Genomic DNA, 14716 nt, shown 5'->3' on the forward strand with positions numbered 1-14716 from the left:
TGCTTATGCTCCCCCATAATCCCCAATGGATACTGAACAGGCATCTCCCACCCAGCAAAATCAACCAACTTACCACCCAACTCAACATGCAAAGCGTGAAGAGGCGTGCGTTTAATCTCGCCCATAGCCAGAGCCTTTCTAATCAGCGGGATTGGTCACGAACGACTGTTACAGTGCAATGCGCGTTACGCACGACACGTGACAGGTTCGGGCCAATCTCATAATTCGGGAAATCGCCTTTGGTCGATGCCATGACGATCAGATCGAAGCCTTCCTTGTACGCAAGCTTCAGGATTTCGCGGTAGACGCTGCCTTCTTCGACATGTACCGGAACGTCACCGGCATTGCCGTGATCCAGAATGGCCTGAATCGCGTTGCGTACATGCTCTTTGGCACCCGCACCATAGTTGGCAGGCAGGTTAGGGAGCTGGATGATCTCGGGGATAACGGCCACTGCGTGCAATTCAGCACCATAGAATTTTGCCTGTTCCAGCGCGAGCGGCAGGGCGTTCTTCCATGAGCGGTCGTCGGTGTGATCAATTGGCAGCAGGATTTTCGTGGCCATCACGTCTCTCCTCGAGATATAGAAATCTGTTTCAAAGCCCGGGGGCCACTCTGGCCCCCGGGGTATGTTTATCCAGGTTTATTCGGCTGGTGTGCCACCTGGCTCTTCGGACTTGCCACCCGAAGCGAAGAACTCTTTCGTCAGCTTGATGACGATCGGGCTCAGCAGCGCCAGGGCGATCAGGTTCGGGATAGCCATCATGGCGTTCAGCGTATCGGCAAGCAGCCAGATGAAGCCTAGATCCGCGGTCGCTCCGAAATAGATCATGACAATCCACAGGACGCGGTAAGGCATCAGCGATTTGACGCCGAGCAGGAACTCGACACATTTTTCGCCGTAGAACGACCAGCCCAAGATGGTGGTGAAGGCAAAGATCGACAGAGCGATGGCGATCAGATATCCACCGATCCCCGGCAACGATAGCTCGAACGCGTGGCTGGTCAGAGCGGCACCGGATTCACCAGACGTCCATGCACCCGACGAGATGATCGCCAGACCGGTGATCGAGCAAACGATGATAGTGTCGATGAACGTCCCCAGCATCGCGATCAGGCCCTGGTTGACCGGACCTTTGGTCTCGGCTGCGGCGTGCGCGATCGGAGCGGAACCCAGACCCGCTTCGTTCGAGAAGACACCACGTGCCACACCAAAGCGGATCGCAGCCCAAACAGCGGCACCCGCGAAACCACCTTCGGCGGCCGAGGGGGTGAAGGCGTAGGTGAAGACCAGTGACAGCGCATGTCCGATGTTGCCGATGTTGATCAGCAGTACCAGCAAGCCCGCGATGATGTAGGCGATTGCCATGAACGGAACCAACTTACCGGCAACTGCACCGATCCGGGTGATGCCGCCCAAGATCACGGCTGCTGTCAGAACCATCAGAACAACACCGGTGACCGAGGTGTTGAAACCGAAATTCGCTTCCAGAACCTGGGCGACACCGTTGGCCTGTACACCGTTACCGATGCCAAAGGCTGCGACAGCTCCGAACAGAGCGAACGCAACGCCCAGCCAGGCCCATTTCGCACCCAGACCGTTTTTGATGTAGTACATCGGACCGCCGACATAGTTGCCCAGCTCGTCTTTCTCGCGGTATTTCACGGCGCAGACAGCTTCGGCATATTTGGTGGCCATGCCCACCAGGGCGGTCATCCACATCCAGAACAAGGCGCCCGGACCGCCCAGGAAGACAGCAGTGGCCACACCGGCGATGTTACCCGTACCGATTGTCGCCGACAGCGAGGTCATCAACGCGTTGAACGGGCTGATCTGCCCTTCGCCCTGACCTTCACGGCCTTTGAACAGCAGGCTGAAGCCTGTGCCGATGCGCAGGATCGGCATGAACTTCAGCCCCACTTGCAGGAAGAAGCCAACGCCGAGGATGAGGACCAGCATTAGCGGCCCCCACACGACGCTATTAATAGCCCCTACGATTGAATTTAACGCTTCCATGGTTTCCCTCCCATTTGCGTCAGGTTTATGCCCTGTTTGCGATGGCCCGCTGGCGGGCTTGCTTAAGGGCGGCAAAGTCTTCGTCCGCGTGGAACGACGAACGGGTCAGCGGGGTTGCTGACACGTGCAAAAAGCCCTTGGAACGCGCGATTTGTTCCAGTTTGGCGAATTCTTCCGGAGTCCAGAATCGGTCGATCGGGTGATGTTTCGGCGTCGGCTGCAGGTATTGACCGACTGTCAAGAAATCGACGTTTGCAGCACGCAGATCATCCATGACTTGTCGGACATCATTCAGCGTTTCACCTAATCCGACCATCAAACCGGATTTGGTGAAAACTTCGGGATTTGCGCGTTTGGCATCGTCCAGCAACCGTAGCGAAGTATAGTAACGCGCACCCGGGCGTACAGTTGGGTAGAGGTGCGGAACAGTCTCAAGATTGTGGTTGAACACATCCGGAGCAGCCTCAAACACCACTTCTGCAGCTTCTCCCTTACCCAGAAAATCGGGGGTCAGAACCTCGATCGTTGTGATAGGGTTCTGATGGCGGACCGCACGGATTGTCTGTGCAATATGCTCAGCCCCGCCATCGTTTAGGTCATCGCGATCAACAGATGTGATGACGACATGACGCAAGCCCAGTTTCTTCACCGCTGCGGCCACCCGACCAGGTTCGAAAACATCCAGGGCATCGGGACGCCCGGTTGAGACATTGCAGAATGAACAGCCACGCGTGCAGACTTCGCCCATAATCATCATGGTAGCGTGCCGCTTAGACCAGCATTCACCCATATTTGGGCAGGCTGCCTCTTCGCAGACCGTCACGAGATCGTGGTCCCGCATCAGGCGGCGGGTTTCATAAAACTCGGGACCTTCTACCTTTTTCTTGCGAATCCACTTGGGTTTGCGTGGGATAACGCTATCTGCCTTTTTGGCTTTTTCCGGGTGACGGGGACGAAGCTGGATGGTCATCTGGCGGCTCCGGTTTAGGCGTGAATCGCGCGGCCTAGGGCGTCGAGGCAGGCTTCTTTGACAGCCTCACCCATCGCAGGGTGCGCATGGCAGGTTGCAGCAACTTCGGACACGGTTGCCTCCTTGGTCATCGCCAACACCAATTCTGCGATCAGATCGCCACCATGAGCGCCACAGATATGCGCGCCCAGAATCTTGCCGTTAGTGTCTGCCAGTACTTTCACCGCACCGTCTATTTCTCCGGTCGAGCGCGCGCGCGAGTTCGCCATGAAGGCGAATTTGCCGACGGAATACTCGGCTCCGGCGTCTTTCAGCGCTTCTTCGGTCAATCCTACTGAGGCGACCTCGGGATCTGTGTACACAACGCCCGGCACGGTGTTGTAATCGACATGCCCGGCTTCGCCTGCCAGCATTTCAACGCAGGCAACGCCGTCTTCTTCGGCTTTATGTGCCAACATTGGACCGGGAATGCAGTCACCGATGGCGTAAATGCCTGGCGCTGATGTCTGGAATGTACTGTCAACTTCTATGACGCCACGTTGGTTCACAACCACGCCCAGCTCCTCTAGGCCAAGCCCTCGGGTGACGGGGCGGCGACCGACAGCGATCAACACCTTGTCGGCCTCAATCACTTCTTCCTTGTCCTTGCCAACGCGATCCACGGTCAGGGTCAGACCTGCATCCGTTTTGTCGACCGATTTCAACGCCCGACCCAATTGGAACTTCAATCCACGTTTGGACAGGGCGCGCTGCGCCAGTTTGGCAATCTCACCGTCAATTCCGGGCAACACCCGATCCAGATATTCGACCACCGTGACCTTAGCGCCCAGACGTGCCCAGACCTGCCCCAGCTCCAGACCGATAACGCCTGCACCGATCACCACCAGATGTTCGGGAACCGTCTCCAATGCGATCGCACCTGTTGAGCTGAGGATGTCCAGCTCGTCTATCTCGATTCCCGGCAATGGGGTGGGTTCCGAGCCCGTGGCAATCAGGATGTTCTTGGCTGTGTGGACATCTTCTCCAACTTTAACTTGCCCGGCGGTGGGAATGCTGGCCCACCCCTCGATCAGATCGACGCCGTTTTTCTTGAACAGGAACGCGATGCCTTTGGTCAGGTCGCCTACAATCTTGTCCTTGCGGCCCATCATCGCTGTTACATCGATGCTGGCCCCCTCGACCGCAATACCGTGGGAGGAGAGATGTGCAAGTTCGGCATATTTGGCCGAGGAGGTCAGCAACGCTTTGGAGGGTATGCACCCCACATTCAAACAAGTCCCGCCGAGCGCACCACGGCCCTCAACGCACGCTACTTTCATGCCCAATTGAGCCGCGCGGATCGCGGCGACATAGCCGCCTGGTCCGCCCCCGATGACAATAAGATCGTAAGTCATTTGGTCTTCTCTCAGTAGATCGGGTGGCTTGCGCAAAGGGCGCGGACTTTTTCGCGGGTTTCCTTTTCGACGGCTTCATCCCCGTCCGGCGATTGGGCCAATGCGTCCAATACCTTGCCGATCAGGTGACCGATCTGCTTGAACTCTTCCGGACCAAAACCCCGACTGCAGCCAGCTGCGGTGCCCAAACGAATGCCGCTGGTGATCGTTGGTTTCTGGGGATCACCCGGAACGCTGTTTTTGTTGCAAGTGAAGCCTGCACGCTCGAGCGCAGCTTCAGCGTCTTTTCCGGTTACGCCGATTGGGCGCAGGTCGACCAGCATCAGGTGGTTTTCGGTTCCACCCGAAACGATATCGCAGCCGCGCGCTATCATTACATTCGCCAATGCTGACGCGCTATCCACGACACGCTTCATATACTCTTTGAATTCGGGTTTCAGTGCTTCTCCAAATGCAACGGCTTTTCCTGCAATCACATGCATCAGAGGGCCGCCCTGCAAGCCGGGGAAAACGGCTGAGTTCATCTTTTTTGCTAACGCTTCGTCGTTGGTCAGAATAACCCCGCCACGCGGTCCACGCAGGGTTTTGTGCGTGGTTGATGTTACAACGTGGGCGTGGCCAACTGGCGAGGGATGCAGACCTGTCGCGACAAGCCCTGCTATGTGGGCCATGTCGGCCAGCAACCAAGCACCAACTTCATCCGCGATGGCGCGGAAGCGTGCAAAGTCAATTTTTTGCGAATAGGCCGATGCGCCTGCAATGATCAGTTGGGGTTTTTCGGCTTTGGCAAGTGCTTCAACCTGATCATAATCAATCAGCCCGGCTTCGGTCAGTCCGTACTGGACCGGACGGAACCACTTGCCGGATTGGGCAGGTTTTGCACCGTGAGTCAGGTGGCCACCAGCATCCAGCGACATGCCAAGGATGGTATCGCCAGGGCTAAGCAGCGCCAGTTTGACAGCCCCGTTGGCCTGTGCACCCGAGTGGGGTTGGACGTTTGCATACTCGCAACCGAACAATTGTTTCAACCGTTCGATCGCTTCGGCCTCGACTTCATCCACATATTCGCATCCACCATAATAGCGGCGGCCAGGATAGCCTTCGGCATATTTGTTGGTCAGCACAGAACCCTGTGCATCGATTACAGCCTGAGAGACAATATTTTCAGAAGCGATCAGTTCGATCTGTTCAGCCTGGCGTTTGCCTTCGCGCGCAATCGATGACGCGATGACCGGATCGGCTTCAATGAGCGACTTTTTGAACATTATCTCCTCCATCGACCATGCTCCCAAAAAGGAAATTAAGTTTCCTATAGTGGAAAATGTACCGATAAGGCAACAAATATTTAGCAACAGGAAAGTTGTAGGATGTTGTGGAAACCTTTAACCTTCAGAAAAAGGGGAGAATTATATGGTTGAGGACCACCCAAATGATACTTCTGGACCGGATGAATTGGGCGATGGAGCTGTACTAGGACGCTCGATCCGTGATGCGCGTCGTGAAAAAGGCTGGACTTTGGAAGAGGCTGGTCGGGCAGCGGGAATCGGTCGATCCACGCTTTCGAAAATTGAAAACAATCAAACGCGACCTAGTTTTGACATCGTGCGAAGGCTGACACAGGCACTGGGTATGAGCACGCCTCAACTGTTCCTGCAGTCAGGACAGACCGGCATATCAGGGCGACGCGATTTCACCGCCAAGGGTGAGGGTGAAATCAAGAACACACCTACCTATTTGCATGAGCTTCTGTGCACAGAGCTCACAAGCAAGCGGATGCTTCCCTATATCGCGACGATCAAAGCCAGAGATATTTCAGAGTATGATACTTGGATCAGGCACAGTGGCGAAGAGTTCATGTATGTAATCAGCGGCGAGTTGACGTTTGTATCCGAACACTATCGACCATTGCCCATGAAAGCTGGGGATTCACTATATTACGACAGCAGTATGGGGCACGGATGCATCTCAACCAGCAAAGAAGATGCCCGGGTGTTGTGGGTATCGCTCGAGTGAAACCGATGTGACGGTTTGTTTTGATAACCGCGTTGTTGTTGGGACGGAATTAGAATTTGAGCACTCTCAATCCGAACAAAAGAAGAAGCACATGACACAAAATATCTTTGCCGGCACGATGCCTGCATTAATGACACCCTGCCTGCCTAATCGGGCGCCGGATTTCGATGCTTTGGTCAAAAAGGGCAAAGAGATGATCGACGCCGGCATGTCTGCCGTGGTGTATTGTGGATCGATGGGCGATTGGCCTTTGCTAACGGATGCGCAAAGGATGGAAGGCGTTGAAAGGCTGGTTGATGCTGGATTGCCTGTGGTTGTTGGCACAGGTGCCATTAACTCAAAATCAGCGGTCGCGCATGCAGCTCATGCGCAGAAAGTGGGCGCATCAGGTCTGATGGTGATTCCACGTGTTCTTTCGCGTGGCTCGTCGATCGCGGCACAAAAGAACCATTTCAAAGCCATCTTATCAGCAGCACCCGACGTACCAGCGATTATCTATAACAGCCCAGTATACGGTTTTGCGACCCGCGCTGACTTGTTTTTCGCACTCCGGGCCGAACATCCAAATCTGGTCGGTTTCAAGGAATTCGGAGGCAAAGACGATCTGAGATATGCTGCCGAATTCATTACGTCTAAGGACGATCAAGTTACGTTAATGGTCGGTGTAGACACCGAGGTCTATCACGGTTTCGTAAATTGTGGAGCCACAGGGTCAATTACCGGGATCGGCACGGCGCTGCCGAAAGAGGCACTGCTGCTGGCGGCACTGGCCAAGAAAGCCGCGACTGGTCACGCCGAAGCCCGCCTGCGCGCACGCGAATTGGATGAGGCGTTTGGCGTATTGGCCAGTTTTGACGAAGATACGGACCTCGTTCTGTATTATAAACATCTTCTGGTTTTGAATGGCGAAGATGAATACCGTCTGCATTTCAACGAAACAGACGAGTTGTCTGACGCGCAGCGAAACTATTGCGAACAGCAGTATGAACTTTTCCGCAACTGGTTCAACGACTGGGTCCAACAGGGTGGGGTCATTGCTGAATGCATGTGATCGACAGCCATACCGGGGGAATGCCAACGCGTGTCATTCTGGATGGCGGTCCCGATCTGGGGTCTGGCTCGGTGGCAGAGCGGGCAGAACGATTGGCGATGCAGCACGAGCAGTTCTACAAATCCATTCTGCTAGAGCCGCGTGGCCAGCCCGGAATGGTTGGTGCACTTCTTGTGGAGCCCGTAAACCCGGACTGTGCCGCGGGCGTTATCTATTTTGACGCTGATGCGGTGCTGGGAATGTGCGGGCATGGCACGATCGGTCTGGGTGTGACACTGGCTCATTTGGGTCGGATCGGAGTCGGTGTGCACCGGATCGAAACCCCTGCAGGAGAAGTGGTGATTGACCTGAAGGACCCAAACACCGTTGAGGTTACGAATATCGAAAGCCGCCGGGTGCGTCAGGCGGTTACTATTGATGTCGACGGCTACGGGTCAGTGACCGGAGACGTAGCTTATGGCGGCAATTGGTTTTTTATTGTCGACCCGAGCCCAATGTCTGTTGAACCTGCAAACATCCGTTCATTGACTGACTTTACCATTGCTATCCGCGAAGCCTGTATCTCCCATGGTGTTGGCGGTGAGAATGGCGAGCCTGTCGACCATGTTATTTTGCAAGGCAAGTCTCCGAATAAAGGGGTCCACAGCCGAAACTTTGTTCTATGCCCTGATAACGATTATGACCGTTCACCCTGCGGCACCGGCAGTTCGGCGCGTTTGGCTTGTCTGGCGGCCAGCGGGCAACTGCAAGCCGGAGAAGAAATTGTGCAGGAGAGTGTGATCGGAAGCAGCTACCGGTTGTTCTATAAACCCGGAAAGGGTGGGAGTGTTGTTCCAAGTTTAACCGGGCAAGCATACGTGATGGCTGAAAGCACATTGATCTTTGCTGAGGACGATCCGTTCCGAACCGGAATAATCAGACCGTAACCAAAGGGCAGAAATGAATGTCTGTTTCCAAAATCGTGGCGGGTGGGCAATCGGGCGTTGATTTGGCTGCACTGGATTTCGCACGAAAGCACCATATCCTTTATGGTGGTTGGGTTCCAAAAGGCAGAACAAACGAGGCCGGTCTGATCTCTGTTGAGTACGCTGGATTGGTCGAGACCCATTCACCGGAAGTGATCGAGCGGACAAAGCTGAACGTTCAGTCCAGCGATGCAACTCTGATAGTTGTGAATGGTTCAGACAGTCCTGGCACGCAACAAACAGTTGTTTTTGCAAGGGAGGCCGGAAAGCCTTACCTGGTGCTTGATGTCAGGCAGGGAACGGAGTTTTGCCAACAAAAACTGCGGGATTGGTTGCGCACAAATCCGGTTGAAGTCTTGAACATTGCCGGTCCACGCGGGTCAGAGGCGCCCGGTCTGGATGTGCAGGTGCGAGATCTACTTGAGGGTTGTCTAGATGAATTTGCCTACCCCAGATAATCACGCAGCGCTGGAGGTGGATTTTCAAATAGCTGCTTGGTTGCAACAGGTGCGTGTGCAACCTGATCCGTAATAAATACCGTTTGCTCGGTTATCCGAAGCGCATCCTGAGGATCATGACTGACCATAAGCAGCGTTGTTCCGGTCTCAGCCACCAGATCCGCCACCAGATCTAACATCTCGGCCTTTAGCGCAGGACCAAGGGCCGCAAAGGGTTCGTCCAGCAACAAGACATCTCGATTTTGAACTAATATTCTAGCCAGCGCGACCCGGCTCTGTTGTCCTCCGGACAATTCGGCAGGTTTTCTGGTTCCCATTTCCGGTAGGCCAACGCGATGCAAGGCCGTCCTTACCATTTCCTTTTCTTCATCTGACAAGCGCCCATTCGGGCGGATGCCCAAGCCAACATTTTGGGCTGCGGTCAGATGCGGGAACAAATTTCCGTCCTGAAACAGCATCGCAAACGGTCTTTTTCCCGGAGACAGTGTGGTCAGACTTTGGTCATTCCAGCGCATCTGCCCGGCCTTCAAATCCCGAAATCCGGCAATGGTTTCCAGCAACGTAGATTTCCCTGCGCCAGATGGGCCAATGACCGCGACCTTGGCTCCGGTTTCGATTTCAAAATCGGCATTCAGCAGAAAGCTGCCGTTCGAGATGATGCATTCATCAAGCTTCAGCATGCCAACGCCCTCCACGATCTAGTATCCAAAACACACCCATCGAAAGTAGAAGCAGCAACAACGCTCCGCCCGCAGCCGCTTGCATTTGGTAGGCCCCCATAAGGCGATAAATCTGCAATGGAAGGGTTGCGATCTGCGCATCAGCGAACAATGCGATAACGCCAAGGTCACCCATCGACAGGGCAGCAGCCAAACCTGCAGCAAAACCGATTTGTGGGCGAAGACGCATCACTATGATGCGGGTGAAAAATGTGCGTTTGTTCATATCCAAAGACAAGGCCAAACGTCTGTGCCGTTCTATCGTGTCGCGCGCAGCGGGTACGAGTATTCGAAGCGCGAAAGGCAAGGCCATCACGGCGTTAACCAGTGCAGTGACGGGAAGGGCCAGCATAGCTGGATTGGCGACAGGGCGGATCAGAATAAACAGACCGGTGCCGATAACCAGTGGTGATGCAGCGAGGCCGAGAATGCCGCACAGTTCAACGATGCCGTACCTTCCGGTCGCCGCAGAAACAGCCATAGGCACCGCGAGCAGCAACAAAAGCATGGTGCTGATGGTGGCCACGAGGATCGAAGTGGCGGCTGCGCGAAACACTAGGGTGGGTAGTTCGAACAGTCCCAATGCGCCTGAAATCACCACAGATGCCAATGGCAAAAGTAGGAATGTTGCTGCGGCGATAATCCAAAACGCGTCCAACAAAGGCGTTCCACCATCCCAACGGCGGATTGCACGGTTGAGGCCCGCCCCAAAGCCGTCCCCTCTCGAAAACTTCAGGGCCGCCAGTGCGGCAGCCGCGGTCAGGGCCAGTTGCAATGCGGATAGCAGCGCTGCACGGCCAAGGTCGAAATCATATGTAAACGCCTGATAAATAGCGAGTTCGATCGTGGTCGCGCGCGGGCCGCCGCCTAACGTTAGAGCAACGGCAAAACTGGTCAGGCAGATGGCAAAAATAACGGCCAGCACGCCGGGCAAAACGCGCCGCAGCATGGGCAATTCGATCAAACGATACATTGCCATCCCATCGCATCCAAGCTGTGCGGCAAGACGAAATCGTTCTGCTGGAACCTCCTGCCATCCTTGCAAAATCAGCCGCGTTGCTAGAGGGAGATTGAAGAACACGTGGGCCAGAACGACACCATGCAACCCGTAAATTTGGATTGGGGGAAGGCCAAATACGCCCAAAACATCCGAGATCCATCCAGAGCGGCCAAATACCTGTAGCAGTCCCAATATCGCGACGATCACCGGGAGGATGAATGGCGCCCCCAAGAGCGCTATCAATACCCGTCGTCCACGAAACCGCCGCCGCGCCAATGCACGCGCCACTGGGATGGCCAGTATAGAACTGAACGCTGTAGAGAGCGTTGCTTGCAAAAGCGTAAAGCGCAGTGCCGCCCAGTCAGAGGGATTGAATCCGCCGCTGGTTTCGGCACGTAAGCCAACGGTGGCCAAAGTTCCCAATATCAGCGCGGCGACAAGGACCGCCGCGCTGATACCTGGCCATGAGCTTACTGACTGAGTGCGCCCAGCCATTCCGTCAATGCCTCATCTCTTTTGGTTGCAGCGTCGCTGGGATCAAATATCAGAGATTTCTGAGGAACGACCAGAGTGTCAAAACCTTCGGGCAGCCCCGAGGACGGGGTGACGGCTGGATACATCCAGTTGGTTGTCGGGATGATCTGCTGGAACGCGTCGGAAACCATGAAATTCAAAAACTGGTCGGCCAATTCTGAATGATCCGAGCCAGCCAATTTTGCCGCAACTTCGATCTGCATATAATGGCCTTCGTCAAAGGCTGCAGCTGCTTTGCTGGCATCTTCCTCGGCAATCAGATGATAGGCAGGGGATGTTGTGTAGCTCAACACCATGTCAGCCTCGCCATCGAGAAACAGCCCATAAGCTTCGGACCAGCCTTTGGTCACAGTCACGATGTTGTCGGAAAGGTCAGCCCAGATTGCCGGGGCTTCATCACCATAAGCCGCCTTGACCCACAAAAGCAGGCCCAGACCCGGCGTAGATGAGCGTGGGTCTTGAATGATGATTTTAGCCTCGCTGTCCGCCAGTTCCCGAAAATTGGCGGGCGCTGACGCATCAGCGTTGTGAACAAAGGCAAAGTAACCCCAATCAAAAGGAACGAAAGTATCGTCGGTCCATTGGATTGGCAGCGCGTAATCAGCGGTTACCGAATGAGGGGCAAACAAGCCGGTTTCCTTGGCGGCGGCGATCAGATTGGTATCTAGCCCCAGCACAACATCTGCATCGGTGTTCTCACCCTCAAGACGGATGCGTGACAACAGGGCAGCACCGTCTTCGACACCCACAAGATTAAGGTCACAGTCACATACTGCCTCAAATGCTTCTTCGACTTTCGGGCCAGGGCCCCAGTCCGAGACGAAGCTGTCATACGTATAAACGGTCAACTGTGGTTTGTCGGCTGCAACAGCCGATGTTGCAGTCAGTATTCCCGCAGCAATTGCCAGATGTTTCATATCATCCTCCAATGCGGCGAGAGGGTAAGGATGGACAAAACCTGTACCTTTCCCTCCGCCGGTTCTAGCCGGTTCAGGTTCAACGGGTTTGCCAGTGGACATCTCAGCGCAGTATCGCGCGCACCCCGAGGTAGGGCTGTGATTAGGGTGACACGAGCGCAAATACAACCAAAATCCTGAGCTTCAAGCCTGCAGCATGTCGATTTTTGCCGACTCATCGTTCAGTTTGATGTTGAAATTGATGCGCGTTTTTATACGCATATTTGACGCGCATAATATATGGTGTTAAATTTGCTTATGAGGAGGTTGATTATATGAATGTCCAAGCACGGAAACCGACCAATCTGTCGCTCGATCCCGCTTTGCTTACCGAGGCTCGAAAACTGAAAGTGAACCTTTCGCGGGCCGCGGAAGAGGGGGTTCGTGTAGCCGTGGCGGCAGCCAAGGCAGAGCAATGGCAAGCGGAGAACGCCGAAGCTCTGCAAAGCTCCAACTCTTATGTTGAAAAGCATGGATTGCCCCTGGAGCGGTTTCGTCAGTTCTGATGCCGAAATACGATGTGTTTCCCAACCCCTCTGGCGATGGCTTCTTGTTGGATGTCCAATCGGATCTTCTGAGCGATTTGAACACACGTGTGGTCGTACCCCTATTGCCGAAATCGTACGCGCCGAAACCTGCAACCCGTCTTAACCCAGAGTTCATGATTATGGATGAACCGGTTGTCATGGTGACCCAGTTTATGGCCGCTGTTCCGACAGGGGTTCTCAAGTCGCCTGTAGGGAATCTCGTTGACGAGTTTGAAAAAATTACCGTTGCTGTCGATATGCTGATGCAAGGCTTCTGAAAAGCGATGGCCGGCCAAATAGGCCAGCCATCAACAATTTGCAGAAGCGGTAGGTTATTGGTCTTCGGTCCTATTTTCCACGAAGTACAACAACGCTGCATTGGGCATGCCGGACAACACGTGCAGCCGTTGAGCCGATCAGATAGTCCGAAAGACCCGGTTGATGCGACGCCACGATGATGCAATCCGCTTTGTGCTTTTCAGCCCAATCGAGGATCGAGTTTGTGGGATGCCCGGTCACGACATGCGTACTGATGTTCGAAGCCTCCACGGCTGTGCCCAGTCTTTCTTCAAACTCTGAAACGCTTTTCTGAACCTGTTCCGCAGGAAAGTACGAGCCGATATACGAAGGAAGTTCTTCGAGAACCGATAGCACCGATACGGTCCCTCCGTCTGCCAGCAGACGGCTTGCAGCATCCAGAGACAAGGAGCAGTCGTTGATGTGATCGGGTGCGACTGGAACGAGGATATGGTTATACATCGGAACCTCCGAATTATTTCAAGATGCTTGGCAGCCAGGTTGCGATCTGCGGGAAGATGAAGATTAGTGTCAGACCAACAAACTGCAGCACAACAAACGGGCCAACCGAGTTGTAGACGTCGCCCATGCTGACATCTTTGGGTAGCACCCCTTTGATCCAGAACAGCACGAAACCAAACGGAGGTGTCAGATAGGCGATCTGGATGTTCACGATGAACAATGCACCAAACCACAGCTTGTCGATTCCCAACTCGTCAATGATCGGGATGAAAAGCGGGGTGCACAGCATGATGATAGCCCAATCGTCCATCACCATACCCAGAACCAGGATGATCAGCATCATCATCAGCAGGATGCCTGTGCTGCCGCCCGGCATGGAAAGTACCAGGTTGGTCAAAAGGTCCTGGCTGCCCAGAGTATTGAACACATTCAGATAGACAGTTGCACCGATCAGGATCCACAGACCCATGCCGCTGAGTTTCAAAGTGGAAACCAGCGATTCCTTCAAAACTTCCCAGGTCAGCTTTCCGTAGATCAGGTTTATGACAAACGCACCTGCTGCACCAAATGCCGCAGCTTCGGCAGGGGTCGCGATTCCGCCCCAGATGACACCCAGAACGATGATGATCAGCAGTGCAAATGGCCAGATGCTGAGAACTGCGGTCAGTTTTTCGGCGCGGGTAAATTTCTGATCTGCAGGCAGCGCGGGGCCCAGTTCAGGCTGAATTTTGCAGCGTACACCGATATAGATCGTATAGAATGTCGCCAGCATCAGGCCCGGCAAGAGGCCTGCCATGAACAGATCACCGATCGAAACCTTGGCCAGCAAACCATAAAAGATGAACGGAACGCTGGGAGGGATCAGTGCGCCCAACGCACCGCCAGCCGCGATACAGCCAATCGCGATACGGCGATCATATTTATAGCGCATCATTGACGGGTAAGCGATTTGACCCATTGTGGTCGTTGCCGGAGGTGTGATGCCGGTGATGGCAGCAAACACCGTACAAACCTGTACCGTGCCCATGGCGAGACCGCCATGAATATGGCCAATCAGTTTGTACACGGCATCATAGGCCGTCTCGGCTATCCCGGAAAATCTTATCAGTGAGCCCATAAACAGGAATAGGGGAACTGTTACCAGAACCGAGTTCCAGGGTGTTGAATAGAAGGCACTTGGTACCGAAAGCAGCGCGCGGGGTTCAAAAACTAAGGCAAACAGCACTGCTGTTCCGCCAAGACCGAACGCAACTGGCAGGCCCATAAAAAGGATCCCAAACAGTATTAAGAAATACAGCGCTGTGATTAGTTCGAGGCTCATGATCTTTAGTTTCCTTACCTAGTGGCCGTTCG

The 14716-nt window shown here is 54.4% G+C and carries 16 protein-coding genes, 1 pseudogene and 1 riboswitch; of the genes and pseudogenes, 6 read left to right on the plus strand and 11 right to left on the minus strand.

The window, feature by feature from the left end:
• The 6 genes and pseudogenes from gcvT to glyA all read right to left on the minus strand — a co-directional run.
• Positions 1 to 125: pseudogene (gene gcvT / locus ACRZ91_RS19610) on the minus strand (glycine cleavage system aminomethyltransferase GcvT); the annotation flags it as partial.
• Positions 126 to 142: 17 nt separating this feature from the next.
• Positions 143 to 565, minus strand: coding sequence for a universal stress protein (locus tag ACRZ91_RS19615; RefSeq protein WP_010441645.1), 423 nt, complete (start codon positions 563 to 565; stop codon positions 143 to 145).
• Between the two features lie 78 nt (positions 566 to 643).
• Complete coding sequence (locus ACRZ91_RS19620; protein WP_029621957.1) at positions 644 to 2017, minus strand: alanine/glycine:cation symporter family protein; 1374 nt, start codon at positions 2015 to 2017, stop codon at positions 644 to 646.
• A 25-nt stretch (positions 2018 to 2042) separates the two neighbouring features.
• Entirely contained in the window at positions 2043 to 2987 is a 945-nt protein-coding gene (gene lipA, locus ACRZ91_RS19625; RefSeq protein WP_480907985.1) for a lipoyl synthase, read from the minus strand.
• Positions 2988 to 3001: 14 nt separating this feature from the next.
• Positions 3002 to 4381, minus strand: a complete 1380-nt coding sequence (gene lpdA / locus ACRZ91_RS19630; RefSeq protein WP_480907987.1) for a dihydrolipoyl dehydrogenase — start codon at positions 4379 to 4381, stop codon at positions 3002 to 3004.
• An 11-nt stretch (positions 4382 to 4392) separates the two neighbouring features.
• Positions 4393 to 5646, minus strand: coding sequence for a serine hydroxymethyltransferase (glyA, locus tag ACRZ91_RS19635; RefSeq protein ID WP_480907988.1), 1254 nt, complete (start codon positions 5644 to 5646; stop codon positions 4393 to 4395).
• A 145-nt stretch (positions 5647 to 5791) separates the two neighbouring features.
• Between glyA and ACRZ91_RS19640 the strand changes: the two genes are divergently transcribed.
• The 4 genes from ACRZ91_RS19640 (at position 5792) to ACRZ91_RS19655 (ending at position 8868) form a co-directional block, all read left to right on the plus strand.
• A complete protein-coding gene (locus tag ACRZ91_RS19640; RefSeq protein ID WP_480907990.1) occupies positions 5792 to 6394 on the plus strand; it encodes a helix-turn-helix domain-containing protein in 603 nt (200 codons plus the stop codon).
• A gap of 91 nt (positions 6395 to 6485) precedes the next feature.
• Positions 6486 to 7445, plus strand: a complete 960-nt coding sequence (locus ACRZ91_RS19645; protein ID WP_480907992.1) for a dihydrodipicolinate synthase family protein — start codon at positions 6486 to 6488, stop codon at positions 7443 to 7445.
• Positions 7436 to 8371 carry a 4-hydroxyproline epimerase gene (locus tag ACRZ91_RS19650; protein ID WP_480907994.1) on the plus strand — a complete coding sequence of 312 codons (936 nt, stop codon included), beginning with the start codon at positions 7436 to 7438 and terminating at the stop codon, positions 8369 to 8371. Before ACRZ91_RS19645 ends, ACRZ91_RS19650 begins: the two co-directional genes overlap by 10 nt.
• A gap of 17 nt (positions 8372 to 8388) precedes the next feature.
• On the plus strand, positions 8389 to 8868 hold the full coding sequence (locus tag ACRZ91_RS19655) for a putative molybdenum carrier protein (RefSeq protein ID WP_480907996.1): 480 nt from the start codon (positions 8389 to 8391) through the stop codon (positions 8866 to 8868).
• Here the strand turns inward: ACRZ91_RS19655 and ACRZ91_RS19660 are convergent.
• Genes ACRZ91_RS19660 through thiB form a run of 3 tightly spaced genes read right to left on the minus strand, consistent with a single transcriptional unit; the run spans position 8856 to position 12038 of the window.
• Entirely contained in the window at positions 8856 to 9548 is a 693-nt protein-coding gene (locus ACRZ91_RS19660; RefSeq protein WP_480907998.1) for a thiamine ABC transporter ATP-binding protein, read from the minus strand. The two genes, ACRZ91_RS19655 and ACRZ91_RS19660, sit on opposite strands and share 13 nt — an antisense overlap.
• Complete coding sequence (locus tag ACRZ91_RS19665) at positions 9535 to 11082, minus strand: ABC transporter permease family protein (protein WP_480908000.1); 1548 nt, start codon at positions 11080 to 11082, stop codon at positions 9535 to 9537. Before ACRZ91_RS19665 ends, ACRZ91_RS19660 begins: the two co-directional genes overlap by 14 nt.
• Entirely contained in the window at positions 11058 to 12038 is a 981-nt protein-coding gene (thiB, locus tag ACRZ91_RS19670; protein WP_480908001.1) for a thiamine ABC transporter substrate binding subunit, read from the minus strand. The genes ACRZ91_RS19665 and thiB overlap by 25 nt, the downstream gene beginning before the upstream one ends.
• Positions 12039 to 12070: 32 nt before the next feature.
• Positions 12071 to 12176: riboswitch (TPP riboswitch) on the minus strand.
• A 176-nt stretch (positions 12177 to 12352) separates the two neighbouring features.
• Here thiB and ACRZ91_RS19675 point away from each other — a divergent pair.
• A complete protein-coding gene (locus ACRZ91_RS19675; protein WP_480908003.1) occupies positions 12353 to 12583 on the plus strand; it encodes a type II toxin-antitoxin system CcdA family antitoxin in 231 nt (76 codons plus the stop codon).
• On the plus strand, positions 12583 to 12882 hold the full coding sequence (locus tag ACRZ91_RS19680; RefSeq protein WP_010441632.1) for a CcdB family protein: 300 nt from the start codon (positions 12583 to 12585) through the stop codon (positions 12880 to 12882). Before ACRZ91_RS19675 ends, ACRZ91_RS19680 begins: the two co-directional genes overlap by 1 nt.
• Before the next feature lie 70 nt (positions 12883 to 12952).
• Here the strand turns inward: ACRZ91_RS19680 and ACRZ91_RS19685 are convergent, their stop codons facing one another.
• Both ACRZ91_RS19685 and ACRZ91_RS19690 read right to left on the minus strand, forming a co-directional pair.
• On the minus strand, positions 12953 to 13363 hold the full coding sequence (locus ACRZ91_RS19685; protein ID WP_010441631.1) for a universal stress protein: 411 nt from the start codon (positions 13361 to 13363) through the stop codon (positions 12953 to 12955).
• Between the two features lie 13 nt (positions 13364 to 13376).
• Positions 13377 to 14684 (minus strand): TRAP transporter large permease, encoded by a 1308-nt coding sequence (locus tag ACRZ91_RS19690; protein WP_010441630.1) that lies wholly within the window; start codon positions 14682 to 14684, stop codon positions 13377 to 13379.
• Positions 14685 to 14716 lie beyond the last annotated feature (32 nt).

It is taken from the genome of Ruegeria sp. O11 (genome assembly GCF_056535285.1).